At 44.4% G+C, this 19,312-nt stretch carries 19 protein-coding genes and 1 other RNA gene; 11 read left to right on the top strand and 9 right to left on the bottom strand.

Translation table 11 applies throughout. From position 1 onward, the window contains the following. The first annotated feature begins 30 nt into the window (after positions 1-30). The gene (locus tag EGM68_RS09095) at positions 31-609 is read left to right on the top strand and encodes a TetR/AcrR family transcriptional regulator (RefSeq protein ID WP_129549048.1); all 579 of its coding nucleotides are present in this window, start codon (positions 31-33) and stop codon (positions 607-609) included. Positions 610-731: 122 nt separating this feature from the next. Further along, on the top strand, positions 732-2,681 hold the full coding sequence (locus EGM68_RS09100) for an ABC-F family ATP-binding cassette domain-containing protein (RefSeq protein WP_129549049.1): 1,950 nt from the start codon (positions 732-734) through the stop codon (positions 2,679-2,681). An 89-nt stretch (positions 2,682-2,770) separates the two neighbouring features. Here the strand turns inward: EGM68_RS09100 and EGM68_RS09105 are convergent, their stop codons facing one another. The 5 genes from EGM68_RS09105 to EGM68_RS09125 form a co-directional block, all read right to left on the bottom strand. Further along, a complete protein-coding gene (locus EGM68_RS09105) occupies positions 2,771-3,808 on the bottom strand; it encodes a M42 family metallopeptidase (protein WP_013370478.1) in 1,038 nt (345 codons plus the stop codon). A 13-nt stretch (positions 3,809-3,821) separates the two neighbouring features. Then, positions 3,822-4,244, bottom strand: coding sequence for a LapA family protein (locus EGM68_RS09110; RefSeq protein ID WP_013370479.1), 423 nt, complete (start codon positions 4,242-4,244; stop codon positions 3,822-3,824). Between the two features lie 56 nt (positions 4,245-4,300). After that, positions 4,301-6,097, bottom strand: coding sequence for an oligoendopeptidase F (gene pepF / locus EGM68_RS09115; protein ID WP_013370480.1), 1,797 nt, complete (start codon positions 6,095-6,097; stop codon positions 4,301-4,303). A gap of 199 nt (positions 6,098-6,296) precedes the next feature. Beyond that, positions 6,297-6,485, bottom strand: a complete 189-nt coding sequence (locus EGM68_RS09120) for a hypothetical protein (RefSeq protein ID WP_013370481.1) — start codon at positions 6,483-6,485, stop codon at positions 6,297-6,299. A 7-nt stretch (positions 6,486-6,492) separates the two neighbouring features. Beyond that, on the bottom strand, positions 6,493-6,726 hold the full coding sequence (locus tag EGM68_RS09125) for a hypothetical protein (protein ID WP_014599632.1): 234 nt from the start codon (positions 6,724-6,726) through the stop codon (positions 6,493-6,495). Positions 6,727-6,899: 173 nt separating this feature from the next. On the opposite strand from EGM68_RS09125, the gene EGM68_RS09130 reads away from it, so the two are divergent. The 5 genes from EGM68_RS09130 (at position 6,900) to EGM68_RS09150 (ending at position 11,361) form a co-directional block, all read left to right on the top strand. Next, positions 6,900-7,097: a cold shock domain-containing protein gene (locus EGM68_RS09130; protein WP_013370483.1), complete on the top strand. Its 198-nt coding sequence runs from the start codon at positions 6,900-6,902 to the stop codon at positions 7,095-7,097. A gap of 209 nt (positions 7,098-7,306) precedes the next feature. Beyond that, complete coding sequence (locus EGM68_RS09135) at positions 7,307-8,722, top strand: MATE family efflux transporter (RefSeq protein WP_129549050.1); 1,416 nt, start codon at positions 7,307-7,309, stop codon at positions 8,720-8,722. A 237-nt stretch (positions 8,723-8,959) separates the two neighbouring features. Further along, positions 8,960-10,039, top strand: a complete 1,080-nt coding sequence (locus EGM68_RS09140) for a tetraprenyl-beta-curcumene synthase family protein (protein ID WP_014599633.1) — start codon at positions 8,960-8,962, stop codon at positions 10,037-10,039. A 23-nt stretch (positions 10,040-10,062) separates the two neighbouring features. Then, entirely contained in the window at positions 10,063-11,034 is a 972-nt protein-coding gene (pfkA, locus tag EGM68_RS09145) for a 6-phosphofructokinase (RefSeq protein ID WP_013370486.1), read from the top strand. Positions 11,035-11,151: 117 nt separating this feature from the next. Beyond that, entirely contained in the window at positions 11,152-11,361 is a 210-nt protein-coding gene (locus tag EGM68_RS09150) for a DUF3906 family protein (RefSeq protein ID WP_013370487.1), read from the top strand. Here the strand turns inward: EGM68_RS09150 and EGM68_RS09155 are convergent. The 4 genes from EGM68_RS09155 to EGM68_RS09170 form a co-directional block, all read right to left on the bottom strand. After that, positions 11,358-12,728, bottom strand: coding sequence for an MATE family efflux transporter (locus tag EGM68_RS09155; protein WP_129549051.1), 1,371 nt, complete (start codon positions 12,726-12,728; stop codon positions 11,358-11,360). The two genes, EGM68_RS09150 and EGM68_RS09155, sit on opposite strands and share 4 nt — an antisense overlap. Positions 12,729-12,919: 191 nt before the next feature. Further along, positions 12,920-14,098, bottom strand: a complete 1,179-nt coding sequence (locus EGM68_RS09160; protein WP_058829399.1) for a putative glycoside hydrolase — start codon at positions 14,096-14,098, stop codon at positions 12,920-12,922. Between the two features lie 218 nt (positions 14,099-14,316). Beyond that, the gene (locus EGM68_RS09165; protein WP_014599634.1) at positions 14,317-14,505 is read right to left on the bottom strand and encodes a hypothetical protein; all 189 of its coding nucleotides are present in this window, start codon (positions 14,503-14,505) and stop codon (positions 14,317-14,319) included. A gap of 172 nt (positions 14,506-14,677) precedes the next feature. Then, positions 14,678-15,499 carry a YitT family protein gene (locus EGM68_RS09170; RefSeq protein WP_013370491.1) on the bottom strand — a complete coding sequence of 274 codons (822 nt, stop codon included), beginning with the start codon at positions 15,497-15,499 and terminating at the stop codon, positions 14,678-14,680. Between the two features lie 326 nt (positions 15,500-15,825). On the opposite strand from EGM68_RS09170, the gene cshA reads away from it, so the two are divergent. From cshA to EGM68_RS09190, 4 genes are all read left to right on the top strand, one after another. Continuing rightward, entirely contained in the window at positions 15,826-17,403 is a 1,578-nt protein-coding gene (gene cshA / locus EGM68_RS09175; protein ID WP_013370492.1) for a degradosome RNA helicase CshA, read from the top strand. A gap of 217 nt (positions 17,404-17,620) precedes the next feature. Then, positions 17,621-18,382, top strand: a complete 762-nt coding sequence (locus EGM68_RS09180; RefSeq protein WP_013370493.1) for a YesL family protein — start codon at positions 17,621-17,623, stop codon at positions 18,380-18,382. Positions 18,383-18,440: 58 nt separating this feature from the next. Continuing rightward, a non-coding RNA gene (ssrS, locus tag EGM68_RS09185) (6S RNA) lies at positions 18,441-18,635 on the top strand. Between the two features lie 216 nt (positions 18,636-18,851). Next, positions 18,852-19,244: a DUF1499 domain-containing protein gene (locus EGM68_RS09190; RefSeq protein ID WP_025676970.1), complete on the top strand. Its 393-nt coding sequence runs from the start codon at positions 18,852-18,854 to the stop codon at positions 19,242-19,244. Positions 19,245-19,312: the final 68 nt, after the last annotated feature.

Below are 19,312 nucleotides of genomic sequence, written 5' to 3' on the forward strand. Positions count from 1 at the left end.
GCTTTAATCATGGTTTCAGGAGGTGCAAAGATGGGTGAAATGCACGGAGATAAATATGAAGCTATTTTGAACGCTGCTTACACTGTCTTCGGCATCAAAGGCTTTTATGAAAGCAAAATTTCCGAAATTGCAGAACAAGCAGGTGTTGCTAAAGGCACGGTATACTTGTACTTTAAAAGTAAAGAGCAGCTATTTACAGCAGTCACACGTAGAGATTGCGAACAATACCTAGCCGAAATGCAAGACGCATTAGTCAATCGTACTTTGGGAGAGGGATTGCTGCGAATGGCGAGTTTGCATCTCCACTACTATTACAAACGCAAGCAGCATACTAAATTATTTTTTATGACTCCGAATAGTGATCCCGATCTCATAGAGTTTATGCGGGGATTTATTCAGGACTATACCGATCTGGTCAAAAATAAACTGGCGTCAGAGGGTGTATTGCAGCCCGAATTTCATGCGAAGGCATTCATTGGTATGATGGAACGCCTAAAAATGGATATTTTGTTGAATCAAGATTTCCGTGAATGTGACGTGGATCAGACGGCTGCATTGGCAGCTAATTTATTTATGCATGGCTGTGAAGCCGGAGTACAAAAATCCTGACATGTGGTCTTTGAAAACCGTACTGGCATTGTTCAGCTAACGGTTTTTTTTAATCATTGGCTGTGTCTGTGTTAAAATAGACAAGATGCATCACAAAATTGGGGAAGAGTAGGGAATCTGTAATGAATATTATGACCGTTGAACATATAACAAAAAGCTACGGCGAGAAAATGTTGTTCGAAGATGTTTCCTTTGGTATGGATGAGCGTGACAAAATAGGGGTTGTTGGTGTAAATGGCACTGGCAAATCGACGTTTTTACGTGTGATTTCCGGCTTAGAGCCGCCAGATGAGGGTAATATTGCAGTGAACAATGATGTGCGAATTCAGTATCTGGCACAAAATCCGGAGTTTGATCCTGAAATGAAGGTACTCCAGCATATTTTTCATGGCAATCAGCCTGAAATGAAAGCAGTGCGTGAATATACGGAAGCCATGGAGTTACTGGAGTTGAATCCGGGTAGTGAGGAGCTCCAAAACCGCCTGCTGCGAGCAAGCCAGCAAATGGATACGTTCCAAGCATGGCAGCTGGAGAGCGAGGCGAAAAATATACTTACCCGACTGGGGATCACCCAGTTTGAGTCTCGAATGGGCGTTCTCTCCGGTGGTCAGCGTAAACGGGTTGCTTTGGCTGCGGCTTTGATCCAACCCTGTGAGCTGCTCATTCTGGACGAGCCTACCAACCATATTGATAATGATTCCGTTGCATGGTTGGAGCAATATTTGCAAAAAAGACGCGGTGCGTTATTAATGATCACGCATGATCGCTATTTTCTGGATAGAGTTGCTAATGTCATGTTAGAGCTGGATCATGGTCGCCTTTTCCGTTATGAGGCTAACTATACCCGTTTTCTGGAGCTGAAGGCAGAACGCGAGGAGCGGGAAGCGTCATCGGAACAAAAAAGGAAGAACCTGCTGCGTAATGAGCTGGCCTGGATTCGCCGAGGAGCAAAGGCACGTTCGACCAAGCAGAAAGCTCGTATTGACCGTTATGAGCAGCTCAGGGATCAGCAACCGGAAGCTCGTTCTGGATCTGTAGATATGTCCGTTGCCTCCACACGTCTGGGTAAAAAGATATTGGAGATCGAGGAGCTGTCCAAATCGGTAGATTCTCGTAAGCTGATTCAGGATTTGAGTTACATTGCGGTTCCTGGTGATCGTGTGGGCATCCTGGGACCTAACGGTAGTGGAAAATCCACTCTGCTCCAAATGATTGCCCAGCGTCTAGAACCAGATTCCGGCAGTGTTGTACTGGGACCGACTGTGAAGCTTGGTTATTTTACTCAAGAACATCAGGAAATGGACGAATCCTTGCGTGTCATTGAATATATTAAGGAAGAAGCCGAAGTGATTCGTACGGCAGACGGTTCGACGATTACAGCTGCGCAGATGCTGGAACGGTTTCTGTTTGCACCAAGCGCGCAATGGACGGTTATTTCTCGTTTATCGGGGGGCGAAAAACGTCGCTTGTATCTGCTGCGTGTCCTTATGTCCGCACCGAATGTACTATTGTTGGATGAACCGACAAATGATCTTGATATTCAGACTCTTTCCGTTTTGGAAGACTATCTGGATGAGTTCCCGGGCGTAGTTTTTATCGTTTCTCATGATCGTTATTTCCTGGATCGGACCGTGGACAAAATACTTGCTTTCGAAGGGAATGGGCAAGTACGTGTACATGTAGGCGACTATAGCGAGTATGCAGAATGGATCAGTAAAAATGCTCAATCTTCTGCGAATACGTCTGACTCGACGGGTACAGCTTCCTCGAATCGTTCTTCTACGCCTAAGTCTGCTGGTTCTTCCGATTCAGTCAAGGGGACAAGTAAACCCAAGCTTAAATTTACCTTTAAGGAACAGCGGGAATATGAGCAGATTGATGAGCTGATTGAACAAGCCGAACAGAAATTGGCCGATATTCAGCGACAGATGGAGGAATCTTTCAGCGATTCGGCACGGTTGCAGGAGCTCATGGCTGAGCAAGCGAAGGCCGAACAGCATCTAGAGTACCAAATGGAACGCTGGACCTATTTGAATGAGCTAGCCGAGCAAATTGAACAAAGTAAATCTTAAAAATAAAAGCAAGTCTCCATTTAGATGGAGGCTTGCTTTTTTGTAGAAATAGAAGTATGTGCACCTGTTTTCCATGCAGCATAAAATGGTTAAGCTGTTACGTAAGCCGCGAGCAGACGGGCAGTGTTCACTACGGCCTGCTTATGCGTGCGTTCCATTGCGTGAGAGGCGTGTACGCCAGGTCCGATCAGTGCAGCACGAATGTTATTGCCTGCTTTAAGCGCAGCCGAAGCGTCTGAGCCATAGTGTGGATAAATATCTACCGCATACGGAATATTCAGTTCCTTAGCCAGCTCAATCAGACGGGTTGTCATGTTGTAGTCGTAAGGACCTGAGGAGTCTTTGGCACAGATGGAAACGTCCGTTTCCTTGCAGCTTAGATCTTCACCTATGCAGCCCATGTCGACAGCAATCATCTCACTGATTCCTTCGGGTATGTAAGCCGCTCCATGCCCCACTTCTTCATAGTTGGAAATGAGCAATTTAACAGTATGTCGAGGCTTCCAGCCTCCATGTACAGATGATTCTAATAAACCAAACAGTGCCGCTACGCTGGCTTTATCATCCAAGTGCCGCGACTTGATAAAGCCACTGGGCGTTACGACTGGGCGCGCATCGAACGAAATAAAATCGCCCACCGAAATACCGAGCTGAAGCACGTCTTCTTTCGACTCGACAAGCTCGTCAATCCGTACCTCCATATGGCTCTCCTTACGCTCAAAGCTTCGTGCATCATCATAGACGTGCACGGATGGGTGGCTGGATAGAATAGTGCCCGTATAGGTTTGTCCGCTTCTGGTATGAATAAGGCAGTATTCGTTCTCAATGCTGTTCATCATGAAGCCACCCACAGATGTCAGGCGTAGGGTACCATGCGCTGTAATCGAACGTACCATTGCGCCCAATGTATCCACATGCGCGCTAAGCGCCACTGTACGGTCCGTTGCTTGACCTTCCAGAGTCAGGATAGCACCGCCTTTTGCATTCCATTCGAGGGGTACTCCTAGCTTTTCGGCTTCCTTACGAATCAGCTCCATTACATGATGTGTATATCCACTGGGACTAGGCGTGTTCAAAAGCTGATTTAAAAGGCTCATGATATAGTTTTCATTTAATTGAATTGTCATTTGTTGCTCCTCCTCATTTGGACAACCGATCAGGGTTAGAGGACGATTGCTCTATACCTGGGTCGGATGTAGACACCGTGCTGGAAGAACCAGTCGTGTCACTGGACACATTCGCATATGCTTCGACTGCCGATGTGTGCTCTTCTTGTAGTGTATGAAGCTGATTAGTCAGACGTTTAATCTCTCTCTGAAGCCTATATTGGCGGAAGATACCGAAAGAACCGACAATAAGTCCACCTAAAAGAGTGCAACCGAGAATAAGTAGAATCAAAGGGATGCTAACCCTACTAAACAGAAGGTTCACTTGAACCGAATTGACATTAATAACAGCAAAAACAGCTGTTAACAAAGCTATAACAAGTGCTGCGATCAAAGACCATTGTGTTTTCAAAATGCCACCTCCTTCCGTTACATTATAAAATCCCTTGTCCGCCATGGACAAGGGATTTATCCGTGCATCTTTTTAATGCGGGATTCTAAGTGTGCACGGTTTTACTTTCCTTCAGTTAGTTTTTCCATTTCCGTAATGACTTCCTCAAATACGCTCATTGCTTCGCGAATCGGCTGCGGTGAGGACATGTCAACGCCAGCTTTCTTCAAAATATTGATTGAATAATCACTGCCACCGCTCTTTAGGAAGCCTAAGTAACGGTCAACGGCTGGCTGGCCTTCTTCCAGAATCTGTTTCGAAAAACTGGTTGCTGCCGAGAAGCCGGTAGCATATTTGTAGACATAAAAGCTGTTATAAAAATGAGGGATTCGTGCCCATTCCATTTCTATGTCTTTGTCTACCTTCATGCCAGGTCCGTGATATTTCACATTCAGATCATAGTAAATCTCCGACAAAAGCTGCGGTGTAAGGGATTCTCCCTGTTCAGCACGCTCATGTACAATCTTCTCGAATTCCGCAAACATCGTTTGACGGAATACCGTTGTACGGAATTGGTCCGCATAATAGGTGAGGAGGTACATTTTCTCTTTTGGATCGGTAGATTTGTTCAGCAAATAATCCATCAGCAAGGCTTCATTAGTAGTGGAAGCCACTTCAGCCAGGAAAATAGTATATTGTGCATCCCGGTACTTCAATGCGTTGTCTGAATAGTACGAATGCAGCGCATGCCCCATTTCATGTGCAAGCGTGAACATGCTGTTCAGGTTATCTTTATGGTTCAGAAGCACATAAGGGTGGGTGCCATAAGCTCCCCAGCTATAGGCGCCTGTACGTTTATTTTCATTTTCATATACATCAATCCAGCGCTCATCATAGCCTTTTTGCAATGAAGCCAGATAGTCCTCGCCCAGAGGCTTAAGGCCTTCTTTGGTTTGCTTTTTGGCGTCCTCATACGTAATATCCATCTTATATTCGTCCACAAGCGGAGCAAATAAATCATACATATGTAGCTCATCCACACCTAGCAGCTTTTTACGCAGCTTGATATAACGGTGAAGCAGGGGCAAGCTTTCATGAATCGTATCAATAAGATTCGTATACACTTCCTTCGGAATATTGTCGCCGTATAGTGACATTTCCAGTACGGAAGGGTATTTGCGAACACGAGAATAAAAAATATTTTTGTTCACATTGGCACTCAATGTAGAAGCAATCGTATTTTTATTTTTCGCATATGTGTCATATACCGCTTTAAAAGCACGTTCACGTACTTCCCGGTGTGGACTTTCGAGAAATTGAATGTAGCTGCCATGAGTCAGCTCGACCTCTTTGCCATGCTCATCCTTGATTTTCGGAAACTTCAGATCCGCGTTATTGAGCATCCCAAAAATCGTTTGCGGGGCTTGAGCCAGATTGCCAACCTGAGCGAGCAGCGCTTCTTCTGTTTTGCCCAAAACATGTGCTTTTTCCCGCTTCATTTCTTGAAGTGTGAACTTATAATCCGAAAGCTTCGGATCTTCAATGAAGGCATCAAGCTGAGAATCTGGCAGCGCCAAAATTTCAGGTGTGACGAATGATAGGGACTCGCTGACTTCAACGCCTAGCTTTTTAGCTTTTTGCGAAAGACCTTGATATGTAGGTTCAGCCGTATCTTCATCATGATGAAGATGGGCATACACATATACACGCTCAGTTTTGAGCGACAGCTCATCTTCGAGTTTGAAGCAGTTGCCAATCGCTTCGGCTGAGTTGAGCTTGCCTTGAAATTGAGCAGCCTTTTTGGCCAATTGTTTGACTTCTTCGTATTCTTGATCCCATGCCTTGCGGTTGGGGAACAGGTCTTCCAGTTTCCATGTATTTTCCACTGGCGCATCAGCGCGTTTTACAATTTCACTCATGGAGAGCCTCCTCTGATCGAACGTAATGTGGGATAGGGCTGCGGCGGTAAGGGGCGGATGCCAAAACGAGGAAACCGCCACACTTACTGTAAGCAGCAGGGCAAGAGGTTTTACAGGATGCATGTAACGGCATATCCTCCTTATACCATGGCTTGTTATACCATAGTATGACCTTTTGCCCCTGAAAGTATAATTTTCCTTACTGTGGGTTGGAACCTATATTTAATAAGCTGTATACAATAAGATAAAAGGCAAGGCAAATCATGATTACGGCAGTGAGGGCCATCCACTTTTTGAGAGGAGCCGGTATCGTTTCACGCTTCATGATCAGCACTCCGCCCAGCGTGAAGGCCAGAATAATGAAGATGAGATAACTGTTGGACACCATGAATAGGCTACACCTGTTTGAAAGCGTTCATGATCCGCTGCCACTCTTCCTCATTATCTTGAAAGGATTGCTTGGGAAAACGATTTTCAGCCCAATGCATAAGCGCAGGACGGCTCAAAAACGTGTGGGCTTCCTCGCCCCAATCATCAGATATTTCCCGCAAAACGATGTAACGGCCCTGCACCTCGACAGTCATCATATTCCACTTGTCTTTTTTGTATATTTCGTGTTTTTTCATCATATGCATGTCTCCGATTTTATAGATGTTTTGGTTCATGATACCGCAGTTTCCGCCGCAAAAGCAAATCATTCCAGACCGTAAAACCCGGAAAAACACCAATTGCAATGTGAAAAAGCATGAAGTATAATATGGATATTCGCCATAGATGGCGGTATTTTTAGGAGGTTGTTCACTTGAAAGGTACAGTTAAATGGTTTAACGCAGAAAAAGGTTATGGCTTCATTCAAGTTGAGGGTGGCGAGGATGTATTTGTACACTTCTCCGCAATCCAAGGCGACGGTTTTAAAACTTTGGAAGAAGGTCAAGAGGTTGAATTCGAAATTACTGAAGGCAACCGTGGACCACAAGCAGCTAACGTAATCAAACTGTAAGTGTAACTGAATTGTAAGAAATGTTCCGTTTTTACGGATGTCTTATATATTACGGTTAAACGATGAATTGAGAGCGCAGTTCCTTACATTTAAGGAGCTGCGCTTTTTTGCGTAAAAACGTTTGTGAAATGAGAAGATTGAGCTCGAATAGGGTATTATACGTAATAAAACTAAATATGAGTTATTGTAAGTTGAAAGGAGTTGAGAAAATGAGTGCAGCAGAGGCTAATCGTAATCCTTCCCTGATTGAAGGCCCCATTGCCAAAACACTGTTTATGTTCTCTTTGCCGATGCTGTTCGGAAATATTCTGCAATCCTTGAATGGAACGATTAATTCAATCTGGGTTGGAAAGTTTCTGGGAGAAGCTGCGTTGACTGCCGCTTCGAACGGAAATATTATAATGTTCTTTCTGATCAGCTCGATTTTTGGGGTCACTATGGCGGCCACTATTCTGATCGGACAAAATATCGGAGCGGGTGACATAGCGGAAACGAAGCGTGTAGTAGGTACAAGCGCTGTCTTTTTCCTGGTGCTCGCTTTTGCTATAGGTATTATTGGTTTTTTGGGCTCACCTTGGATTCTTCATGTGCTCAATACGCCTGCCGAATCAGTCGATATGGCGATCACTTATACACGCATTATTTTCGCGGGTATGCCCTTTTTGTACGGCTATAACTACATCATGACCGTAATGAGAGGGGCTGGAGATTCCAAAACACCATTTTATTTTCTGCTCGTTTCCGTCGTACTGGATGTATTACTTAACCCACTACTCATATTTGGATGGGGACCGATTCCTGCTATGGGCATCGGAGGCTCTGCCGCAGCTACCCTGATTGCTCAAGGGATCAGCTTTGTGTTGATTCTCATTTACCTATATCGTGTAAAATATTTTCTGCGCATTACATCTTCAGAGCTTCACTTACTTCGATTTGATTGGAAGATTATTTGGACTCTTATTCGTAAGGGAGTTCCGATGGGACTACAAATGATTGCTGTCTCTACCAGTGCGATTGCTTTAATGAATCTGATCAACGGTTACGGGACAGTCGCAGCGGCAGCCTATACAGCAGCTAACAATTTGTCCAGCTATGTGCAGATGCCGGCCATGGCATTAGGTGCAGCTGTATCTTCCTTCGCCGCTCAAAATATCGGAGCCGGACGCTGGGATCGAGTACGCAGGACAACCTGGATTGGGATTGTATATAATTTTGTATTGACTGGTGGGGCTGTGGTACTCATTTACGTGTTTAACCGTCAAGCCTTGCTGATGTTTCTCCCTTCTACGGGAGGGGCATTGGAACTGGGTATGCAGATTAATCTGATCACGTTGTGGTCTTTTGTTATATTCGGTATAACCAATGTCATTACAGGCGTTGTTCGATCTACAGGCTCTGTAATGGTACCGCTTTTAATTACCATTATTTCATTATGGGGCATTCGTATACCTTTGGCCTATGCATTTGTCGATAAGTATGGTCTAAATGCTGTATGGTGGAGCTTTCCTGTTGGTTTTACGATCTCCGCCGTTGCAGTTATTTTCTACTACCTTTTCGGGAAATGGAAGCAGGCTAGCATGAGAGAGGGCAACCAAGGCGTGAAGTTGGCAGAGGACAAGGGCTAGGTAGGACATTTCTACTATTTGCGATTAAAGTCTTATAAGGGTGAATCTTGTTAAACTCCTATTTTTGATTGATTCAGTAGCACAGGTACAAAGCGTTTTTGTGAGAAGAACTCATTTTTCTTGAAAATGAAAGAAAAAAGTGAGGTTGTTCATTTGTGCTAAAAGGTCGATCATATTATAATGAATATGGTTTGGATAGGTATAATTACGTAGACAACAATGTGGAGGCACCGTCATTTGAGTTATGTTGAGCAAGGACGTTATCAAGTACCGAGAGGCCCCATAGGTCTAATGAGCCGAATGTACAAGCACATTCTCCCTGAAACGAAACAAGAATTGAGTAACTGGAAGAGCAAGGCCGAACAGATTCCGGACCCTGAGCTGAGAAGCCAGGCGCTTGCGAGCATAGCAGAGAAGACGTTTCACTGCGTGGGGGGAGCGGTTTATGCTGCAGCCAATATGTCTGACCGGCAGACGCTAATTCCGTTGATTGTGGCGTACCAGACGATTAGCGATTATCTGGACAACCTGTGTGATCGCAGTACGTCGATGGACCCGGATGATTTTAGGTTGCTGCATCAGTCTATGCTGGATGCGGTTAATCCGGCGGCTAGGCCAGTGAATTATTATGAGTTGCGTCGTGAGCAGGAGGATGGCGGTTATTTGACCGGGCTGGTGACAACCTGTCAGTCTTGTGTAAGCAGGCTTCCGGGCTATGAGGCGGCAATGCCTTACGTTCAGGATTTGGCGCGATTATACACGGATTTGCAAGTATACAAGCATATTAAACCCGAGCTGCGGGAACAAGCGCTTTTGGACTGGTGGTCGATTCATAAGGACCGTACACCCGAGCTGCGCTGGAACGAGTTTGCTGCGGCTACTGGCTCAACCCTGGGGGTCTTTATGCTGTTTCTTGCTGCCAGCGACCGGCATCTCACAGATGCGGGGGCTGCCTCAATACATGCATCGTATTTTCCACATGTGTGCAGTCTTCATATTTTGCTGGATTATCTAATCGATCAAGACGAAGACCGGAAGGGCGGAGATCTTAACTTTTGCAATTATTATGAAGATGCCGACATGATGCTGGACCGGATCGCCTACGTTGTGAATCGGGCGCGGGCTGATATTGCAGATGTCCCTGCCAGCTCCTTTCACCGGATGATTATCGAGGGATTGCTGGCTTTATATTTATCCGACCCTAAAGTTAGTGAGCAGCAGGATGTTCGCGCTGTTTCGAGACGTTTAATGAAAAATAGTCCGCTCATGCGTTTGTTTTTCTTATTAAACAGTCGATGGATAAGAAGGCTTATATGATTATTTTGAGGAGGTCATAAATCATGACAGCAGTTAAGAAAATTGCAGTATTAACAAGTGGTGGAGATTCACAAGGGATGAACGCGGCAGTTCGCGCCGTTGTGCGTAGCGGATTGTATTTCGGACTCGAAGTATTCGGGATCCAACGCGGATATCAAGGTCTTTTGAACGACGATATTTTTCCAATGGACCTGAGAAGCGTCGGAGATATTATCCAACGTGGGGGTACTGTACTTCAATCTGCAAGATGCCTGGAATTTACGACTGAAGAAGGCCAGAAACGTGGCGCTGAAATTTTGCGTAATCGTGGAATTGACGGCGTAGTCGTAATTGGTGGCGACGGTTCTTACCAAGGAGCTAACAAGCTGACCAAGCAAGGCATTAAAACCATGTGTCTTCCAGGAACGATTGACAATGATATTTCCTTCACAGACTACACTATTGGTTTTGATACGGCGGTTAGTATTGTAGTGGACGCAATCAACAAGCTGCGTGATACGATGTCTTCCCATGAACGTTCTTCCATTGTGGAAGTTATGGGACGTCATTGTGGCGATATTGCTCTCCATGCAGGTCTGGCTTCCGGTGCAGAAACGATCTTGGTACCTGAGGTGGAATTTGATCTGAATGAAGTATCCGATCGGATGAAACAAAACTTCAAACATGGCAAACGCCACAGTATCATTATCGTTGCTGAGGGTGTAGGCAAAGGCGAAACAGTAGCAAAAGTAATCCAAGAAAATTGTCCGGATTATGAGCCTCGTGTTACAGTGCTTGGACACATTCAACGTGGAGGTACACCAACTGCGTTTGACCGTAACCTCGCAAGCCGTTTGGGGGACTTTGCTGTTCGTCAATTGATTGAGGGTGTATCTGACAAAGCTTGCGGTACGATCGACGGTAAGCTGGTAGCTACAGATATTGACAAGGTTGTAAATACCAAAAAAGATTTCAACATGGAGCTTTATGAGTTGGCTCTGCGTTTGTCCCAATAATAAGAACCTTTACGCTTAGTAGATCGGTTCTGATATGGGGAAAAATTAAAATTATGCGGATGACCTGAGTCATCCGCTATTTTTTTAGCATTGAATAGGGCCAGGAGGTAATCATGCATGTATTTATTCAAAATGGAAGTGGACAGCTCGGAAGGAGCTCTGACCGTCATTCTTGCTGCTGAGAATGAAGAACAGGCATTTGAGGAAATTGATCAACATGTGGAGAGGCACTTTTTATATCCCCCCGAGCTAAAGGAAGTGGCTATCGTAGAGAAAAAACGAATAACTGCTGGTACAGCATATGTCATCGAGACACGCAAAGACTAATTAGTCTCTGCGTGTTGTTTTTGTTGTGCAAAACGATGCTGCACTCTTACCAAACGCCAGAGAAGTAAAATAGCACCTACGGCCAGGCCTGTTATCAAGCCAATCCAATAGCCGTAAGGCCCCCATGTGGTCCAGCGTGCGAGTATATACCCTACAGGAAGCCCAATAACCCAATAGGACAGGAAGGTGAGTAAAAACGCCGGATTGACATCTTTATACCCACGTAGTGCACCTTGTGTTGGTGTAGCGACAGCATCAGAGATCTGAAAGAAAATCGCATAGATTAAAAAATGCTGGGCTAATTGAATGACCTGCAGGTCGGTAGAGTAAAGCCGAGCGACCTGTTCACCCCAGATGAGCAGTACAATAGCTGTAATCAATGATAGACCTACTGCGCTGCTAATGCCCATTACACTATAAGTTTTGGCATCTCGTGGACGGGCAGCTCCTGTTTCATAGCCGACCAGAATCGTAAGTGCCATGCAAATACTGAGTGGAATCATATACAGCGTAGATGCAAAGTTCATGGCAGCCTGATGAGCTGCTATGGTAGCCGTGTTATAGCTGCTCATGAAGAGCGTGACAGCTGAAAAGACGGCAGTCTCAAAAAATATAGCAAATCCAATAGGTACCCCGATCTTGATAAGCTCTTTCAGAGCACTAGCCGCAATCCCGTATATTTTGCTAAAGATTCGGTATTCGGCAAATATTTTTCCCCGATGAGCAGTAATACCAGCGACCAGCATAATAATCCAGTAGGTAGTAGCTGTTGCTACCCCGGAGCCTACACCCCCCAAACGTGGAAAACCCCAGTTACCATAAATAAGTAGATAGTTCAATAAAACATTGATGGGCAATGACATGAGTGTGATTAACATCGTAAAACGGGTTTGTCCCAATGCATCCATAAAGCTGCGAAGCACGGTATAGGCAAATAGAGGAACAACACCGAAGGCCATCGCACAAAGGTAGTACAGAGCCACATTATGAACTCTCAATTCCAGATTCATACTGTTTAATATAGACTTTACCAAAATGATCCCGGCTATCAAGACGACGATGGATAGGGCGAGAGATAGCCAAAGAGCCTGAATGACATAGTAGGAGACCTTATCTTTACGCTGTGCTCCTAGCAATTGCGATACAATAGGGGTAATAGCCATAAGTATCCCATTAAGGCCTGTTTGTACAGGAACCCACAGGCTTACTCCGATAGCTACTCCAGCCAGATCAGCAGGGGAAAAGTGCCCCGACATATTAGTATCAAAAAAAGTCATGGCAGATAGTGCAAGCTGGGTAATCAGAATAGGAAGCAAAATGTAAAAAAGCTGCTTCCATTTCTGACCCATTGTTAGAGTCAATTGCATTTTTGTTTTCCTCATTTACTTGGGTTTATTATTTGTATATATCATAACATGTAAATTTTATTGTAAGGGATACTACAACAATTGAACAGCAATAAAAAAGACTGCATCCGTTCGTCAAACAACGGGGCAGTCTTCGATATATTTGATATAAGTTCTAAAATTCTTATACAAAAAGAAGTCCAGAGAAATAATTATTTATAAGTTACTCCGCTTGTATAACGGTTAGTGGCATTCCAGAGTAAATATTCGTCCACCTTCATGTCCTTAAGCGCGCGAATTTGGTCCTCGACTTGTGTTTTCCCATATTTGGCATAATGTCCGCTTCCTAACCAACTTGCGGTAAAATCCTGAATCCAAGGGCGAATAATTGGCTTTAGCTTGCCTGTAGGATTGAGTTTTTTGTGTGTATCGGCCATGGAGCCTTTGATCGTTTGGTAGGGGTTTTTATCGGGGTCCTTTACACCGAACCAGCCTGTTGTGTAGTGACTTGGATAAACCATCGGTGAAATGACATCCACATTTTCAGAGATTTTAGTGAAATCCTGTCCGATTCCCTCGGCAGCAGGAACGGATGCGGCATATCCGAAAATATCTACCGATACCCTCACACCTAGTGGAGCAAGTTCTTTGCGGGCATATTGTACGAATTCAGCGACCGTATCCGAGCGGGATTGGTCTGATTTGGTATATTTCAGTTTGTCTGCTCTTTTTTCAAAGCCCTCAGGGAAACGTACATAGTCAAATTGGATTTCCTTAAAACCGAGTTTTGCTGCTTCCTTGGCAATGGCGATATTATAATCCCATACTTCTTTATTATAGGGATTGACGAACCCATCTCCCTTGCCGTTTTTCCAAACAGAGCCGTCAGCATTGCGGAAGGACATCTCAGGATTTTTGTTGGCCAGTACCGTATCTTTAAATACAACAATACGAGCAATCGGATAAACATTATGTTTTTTCAAACGGTCCATCAAGCCGAAAATATCCTTAATGAATTTTTGTGGCTTGCCCAATTTCAGAAGCTCGGGGTTGGTCGTTGGATACGTGATGTAACCTGCATCGTCCTTAATATCGATAACCATGGAATTGAGCTCTGTCTTGTCCAGCAATTCGAGTAGCTGGGTCATACGTGAACCGCCTGCGCTATAGGCTGTGACATAGATGCCTTTAATCGCTGGCGTGGTCGGCTGTGGGTCAATTTTAACCGGCGGATTGGAGGCATCTACCTTTAAATTACTGTGTTGTGCCTGGATCATGGCGCTGCTGATTGTCGTTGCCACCGTATCTTTTACATTTGGAGCGTTGGCTGACGAGTCCCCATTTCCGCCTATTCCCATTGCGAATAGCATAATTGCCCAAATCATATTCATTTCCTAACTCTCTCCCTTATGTATGGCGCTTACCTGATTATACGTAAAGTTATGGATAGAAAAAACAACACGCTTGTAACCAATACTGGCATCATCAGGCATAGTCTTACATGATTAACCTAACTATCGCTCGATGAATCCGTAAATAGGCATAAATAATGCCGCTCTCTTCACGGTTGTGGATACAACCGGAAGAAGCGGCATTTGGCAAAAAAGATTTATTGAAGATAGTTATTGTCTTGGTGCTCACAAATACTGTACTGAATAATTTCAAGCGCATCCGTTGGCTTGAGTATGGACAACCCGTCTCGAAGCACAATCATCGAGTTTAGCTCATTCTTTTTGAGAGAAGGGAGCATTTCCGGGTACCATCTTAAGACAATGTCGGACAGTTTTACCGTTTCCATTTCCACAAAAATCACCCTTTCCTGCTCGGAATCATTCCAAAAGAATCATTCAATACGATTCGGAAAAGCAAAGTGCCTGTGAAATAGCAGGTAAAGCTGGTCTTTATATACTATGGGAACAGCGCACATATAGTGTACCACAAAAGCTTCATTTTGACACTTGGGTTTGTGCTTATCTTCGGCGAAATGAACCCATTACTCCAACCGTTTCCACAATATTGACAAAAGCAGAAGGGTCTACTTCCTTAATGATACGTTTTAATTCAACAAGCTCGTAGCGTGTCGTAACAGTCATCAGCATGTCCTTTTCAGTATGTGAAAATGCACCTTCAATTTTTATTTTGCTGACACCTCGTGGCGTTGTTAACATTCGGCTGAGTAGCTTGTCAGTGTGCTCTGTAATGATGTAAACGGTGATCTTCGTATGACTTACATAGATTTGATCCAACACTTTACCAGTCACAAAAATGGATAACATGGAAGCGAGTGCAATATTCCAGTCATCGTTCAAATATCCTGCTGCGAGAATGACTAGTCCATTCATGCCCACAAGTACAGTTCCGACGGGGAAGTCCCGATAAGTGGTAACGATAGAACCGATAATGTCAAAACCGCCTGTAGACCCTCCTACCCGAAAAGAAATTCCCGCTCCAATGCCTACCATGACCCCTCCAAAGACAGAGGCCAGCAGGGGATCAGACACAACAGAATGTACAGGTACCCAAGCCAAAATCCACGTGGTAACGATAACCGACAGAATGCTCAGACTAATAAAACGTTTGCCTAAAATAAACCAGCCTGCAATAAGCATCGGGATATTGATGATAAAATACATGGTGCTGATATCGAATTTTGTGAAATAGCCAATTAGCATGGAAAGTCCGGCTACTCCCCCGCTCAGCAAGTGATGTGGGACGAGAAACAGATTAAAACCGCATGCTATGGCAGCGGCTCCAAGAATAACAGTTAAGCAGTTTAACACTTTTTTTAACAACTTTTTTTCACCTCATTTTAATTATACAGAAAGCAACTTACTGGTATTCATGAATTGTTCTGTGCTATAATGCGATGTGGATATTCTTGAGTAGGGACCTATGTCCAGAGAAACACTTAAAATTTAAACTGTTTTAAAAAGGGTAAATTCGTTTAAGATGTATCGGATAGGGTTCCCCGAATTCATTACAAAAAGATGCAGTTATAGAGTTAAATAAACTATCACTGTATTGGGGAAAACTTATACAATAATATCGCTACTTAAGAATACAGACAACATTGTGGATTGTCCACCACATCCACCATTATGAAGGAGTTTGAATAAATTTGACGACATTTGCAGAATTTGATCTTGAACCGAAGGTAATTCAGGCGATTACGGAGCTGGGGTTCGAAGAAGCAACACCTATTCAATCCAAATCCATCCCGATTGCATTGCAAGGGAAAGACATGATTGGTCAAGCCCAAACAGGTACTGGTAAAACTGCTGCGTTTGGTATTCCGATGATCAATAAAATTTCTAAAAACGATGAAAAAATCAGAGCCCTGATTATGGCTCCAACACGTGAGCTTGCTATTCAAGTGGCTGAAGAAATCGAAAAACTCTCCCGCTTTAAAGGTCTTCGCACTTTGCCGATCTATGGTGGACAAGATATCGTACGCCAGATTCGCGCTTTGAAAAAGAAACCTCAAATTATTATTGGTACACCAGGACGTTTGCTCGATCACATTAATCGTAAAACCATTAAGCTAGAAGACGTAAACACCGTTGTTTTGGATGAAGCAGATGAAATGCTGGATATGGGCTTCATGGAAGATATTCAGTCCATTCTGAAGCAGGTTCCGGACGAGCGTCAAACGATGCTGTTCTCGGCTACAATGCCTCCTAACATTAAAAGATTGGCTGAGCAATTCCTTAAAGATCCTGAGCATGTATCCGTTATTCCTAAACAAGTTAGCGCTCCGCTGATTGATCAGGCCTATATTGAAGTTCCTGAGCGTCAAAAATTCGAAGCATTAAGCCGTTTGATCGATATGGAATCCCCAGAACTTGCTATCGTATTCGGTCGCACTAAGCGCCGGGTAGACGAGCTGGCTGAAGCTCTGCAAAAACGTGGTTATTCCGCAGATGGTTTGCATGGTGACTTGTCTCAAAATCAGCGTGATGCTGTTATGCGTAAATTCCGTGACGGAAGTATTGACGTGCTCGTAGCGACTGACGTTGCTGCCCGTGGTTTGGACGTTTCCGGCGTAACTCACGTTGTGAACTTTGACCTCCCGCAAGATCCGGAGAGCTATGTTCACCGTATCGGACGTACTGGACGTGCAGGTAAAGAAGGGGAAGCTTGGTCATTCGTAACGCCTCGTGAAATTGACCATTTGCACTTCATTGAACGTGTAACTCGTCACCGCATTCCACGTAAGCCTCTTCCAACGTTGGCAGAAGCTCTGGAAGGCAAACAACGTATCATCGCAGAACGTCTTCTAGAAGTTGTAGAAAAAGGCGAGCTGAACGAGTACAAAGGTTTGGCTATTCAAATGCTGGAGCAATATGACTCTGTTCAACTCCTCTCCGCAGCTCTGAAGCTGATGACTGGTGAGAAGAGAGAGGCATCTATTGAGTTGACTCCAGAAGATCCGATCCGTGCAAAACGTCGTAAACCTGACGTGCGTTCTGGCGGACGCAAGCCTTCCAACTATAGTGGACGCAGCAACGGTGGGTATAATTCCAACCGTGGCGGTAGCGGCAGTAAAGGTGGCTACGGTGGTTACAACCGTGGCAAAGAAGGCGGTGGCTACAACCGTGATTCCGGAAGCCGCTATAGTGGAGATCGCAAACCACGCCCGAGCAGCAATGGCGAAACTCGCCGTCCTGCAAGACGTGAAGATTCCTCTTCTGAATAATAAGAAATAAATGAATAAAAAGTCGAAGCTAATGTTAGCTTCGGCTTTTTTTGATCAGTATGTATGAAATTTATGGGATCAGCTTTAATGGACCACGTATGGATTTCACTGGCGCTTTTGGGCTGAAATACGGTATGATATAGTCAAGAGCCGGAATTAACAGGCATAGCAACATAAGTCTTGGAACTGCCAAGGCTTGCGGAGGGAGAGACTAACATTGGAATTTAAAGGAGCTATGGGGGGGATTTACCGCCTAACCGAGTGGATTACCCGGCTGGCGGCTAGCAATTTGTTGTGGGTGTTATGTTCATCGCCTTTTGTATTCTGCCTCATACTGAAATTACTTGTTATGAATCAGAATCTGGCGAATGAATCGTTACAAATGAACTGGGCGATGGCGATTTTGGCACCGCTTACTTTATTTCCAGCAACATCGGCTTTGTTCGCAGTGGTTCGCAAATGGGTGATGGGCGATACCGATACAGGCGTGTTTCGTACCTTCTTTAAAGGATATAAAGAGAACTATAAGCAGAGTCTGATTGGGGGTATCTTTTACACGCTATTGTTTGTCGTTATGTATGTGGATTACACTGTATATATGACACAGCTCAGCAACTTGCAAATCGTGGGCGTCATCATGCTGATCCTCATTATTATTTTGCTTGTGTCTATGTTTAACTTCTTTTCGATGGTAGTTCACTATCATATGTCTACCGGACAAATTATTAAGAATGCAGTTTTATTGACGCTGATTCGACCATTCCGTGTATTTTCCACCATGCTCGGCAGCGCCGTTGTTATATACATTGGAGTTAAATATCCCGTGCTTTTCTTATTTTTCATCGGCAGTGTAGTTGCCTGGTTCGCTTTTTTTAATTTTTACGGAACCTTCCTCAAAATGCAGGATCAAATGGAGAAGATGAAACAGAAAGACGAGGAAAAGGCAAGCATGGAAGACAAAAAAAGTGATAACCTCTAAAAATAAAACATATTTTTCCTAGCATTTACTTTCTGAGTGAGAAGCGCTATAATAAGGTCACATCCTGCGATGCACGTTACGGTCATTTGTTGTTTTGAACCAATGACAATGTCTAGGGAGATCTATACGAATGAATAGCTGAAAAGCCCTGTCAATTGCTGACAAGGGGACTTCAAAAATTTATTCTGCGGTCACCCACCTGCTAAAGCAGGTTCAGAAGACGCTATGGTCGGACGGCATCGGCGGGTACTCCATAATGTAATGAACACACTCTGGTACTGCTTATGCAGAAACAGGGTGTTTTTTGTATGCAACAATGTTAAACTAAGACATGAGGTACTAAGGTCGCATACCAAAGGCATGATCGGACTCATTTTCGGTTGTTTATCGTATTTTATAAAGCGCTTGCAGCAGAGGAAGCCGATGTGTCGTATGATTAGGTAGCGATTATCGTGAAGGAGGAAATGTCTTGTCGTTGAAGAGGACTCTGGTAGGGATTGTGCGCAGCCAAGAAGGTACAAGCGACCGGGTCAAGGACCCCCAAATGAAGACACGCTATTATAACTTATCGAGAGACAAGGCTTGGGAAGAAGTATCATCTATCATGAAAAAGATTCCTGGCTACAAGGTACTCCATGAGGTAGCATCCGTAGGTGAGATTACGTTGGAGAAGCGAACGGCGTTCGGCAGAACCGTCGACATTACCGTTTCAATTTTATCTGTCTCGCCAGTTCGAAGTGCGGTGGATATTTATTCTGCTTCACGCGGATCGTTAGGGGACTTGGGTGCGAATTACCGCATTATTTTGCAACTGTTCGCTATGATCGACAAGAAGCTGTCCGCTTATAAGGTCGTACAGTAATAGCAGGTTGGGAGTAGTGATGTGGTAGACAAACATCAAAAAAGCGAGGAAGGCCATCCTTCACTCGC

The sequence above is a fragment of the Paenibacillus sp. M-152 genome (assembly GCF_003856555.1).
Taxonomy (GTDB): Bacteria; Bacillota; Bacilli; order Paenibacillales; family Paenibacillaceae; genus Paenibacillus; species Paenibacillus polymyxa_C.

Bases quoted from the DNA above. Each gene is read 5' to 3' on its own strand.
- EGM68_RS09095 (WP_129549048.1), top strand. From the start codon at position 31: ATGGGTGAAATGCACGGAGATAAATATGAAGCTATTTTGAACGCTGCT.
- EGM68_RS09100 (WP_129549049.1), top strand. From the start codon at position 732: ATGAATATTATGACCGTTGAACATATAACAAAAAGCTACGGCGAGAAA.
- EGM68_RS09105 (WP_013370478.1), bottom strand. From the start codon at position 3,808: ATGACAATTCAATTAAATGAAAACTATATCATGAGCCTTTTAAATCAG.
- EGM68_RS09110 (WP_013370479.1), bottom strand. From the start codon at position 4,244: ATGGCGGACAAGGGATTTTATAATGTAACGGAAGGAGGTGGCATTTTG.
- pepF (WP_013370480.1), bottom strand. From the start codon at position 6,097: ATGAGTGAAATTGTAAAACGCGCTGATGCGCCAGTGGAAAATACATGG.
- EGM68_RS09120 (WP_013370481.1), bottom strand. From the start codon at position 6,485: ATGGTGTCCAACAGTTATCTCATCTTCATTATTCTGGCCTTCACGCTG.
- EGM68_RS09125 (WP_014599632.1), bottom strand. From the start codon at position 6,726: ATGATGAAAAAACACGAAATATACAAAAAAGACAAGTGGAATATGATG.
- EGM68_RS09135 (WP_129549050.1), top strand. From the start codon at position 7,307: ATGAGTGCAGCAGAGGCTAATCGTAATCCTTCCCTGATTGAAGGCCCC.
- pfkA (WP_013370486.1), top strand. From the start codon at position 10,063: ATGACAGCAGTTAAGAAAATTGCAGTATTAACAAGTGGTGGAGATTCA.
- EGM68_RS09150 (WP_013370487.1), top strand. From the start codon at position 11,152: ATGTATTTATTCAAAATGGAAGTGGACAGCTCGGAAGGAGCTCTGACC.
- EGM68_RS09155 (WP_129549051.1), bottom strand. From the start codon at position 12,728: ATGCAATTGACTCTAACAATGGGTCAGAAATGGAAGCAGCTTTTTTAC.
- EGM68_RS09160 (WP_058829399.1), bottom strand. From the start codon at position 14,098: ATGAATATGATTTGGGCAATTATGCTATTCGCAATGGGAATAGGCGGA.
- EGM68_RS09165 (WP_014599634.1), bottom strand. From the start codon at position 14,505: ATGGAAACGGTAAAACTGTCCGACATTGTCTTAAGATGGTACCCGGAA.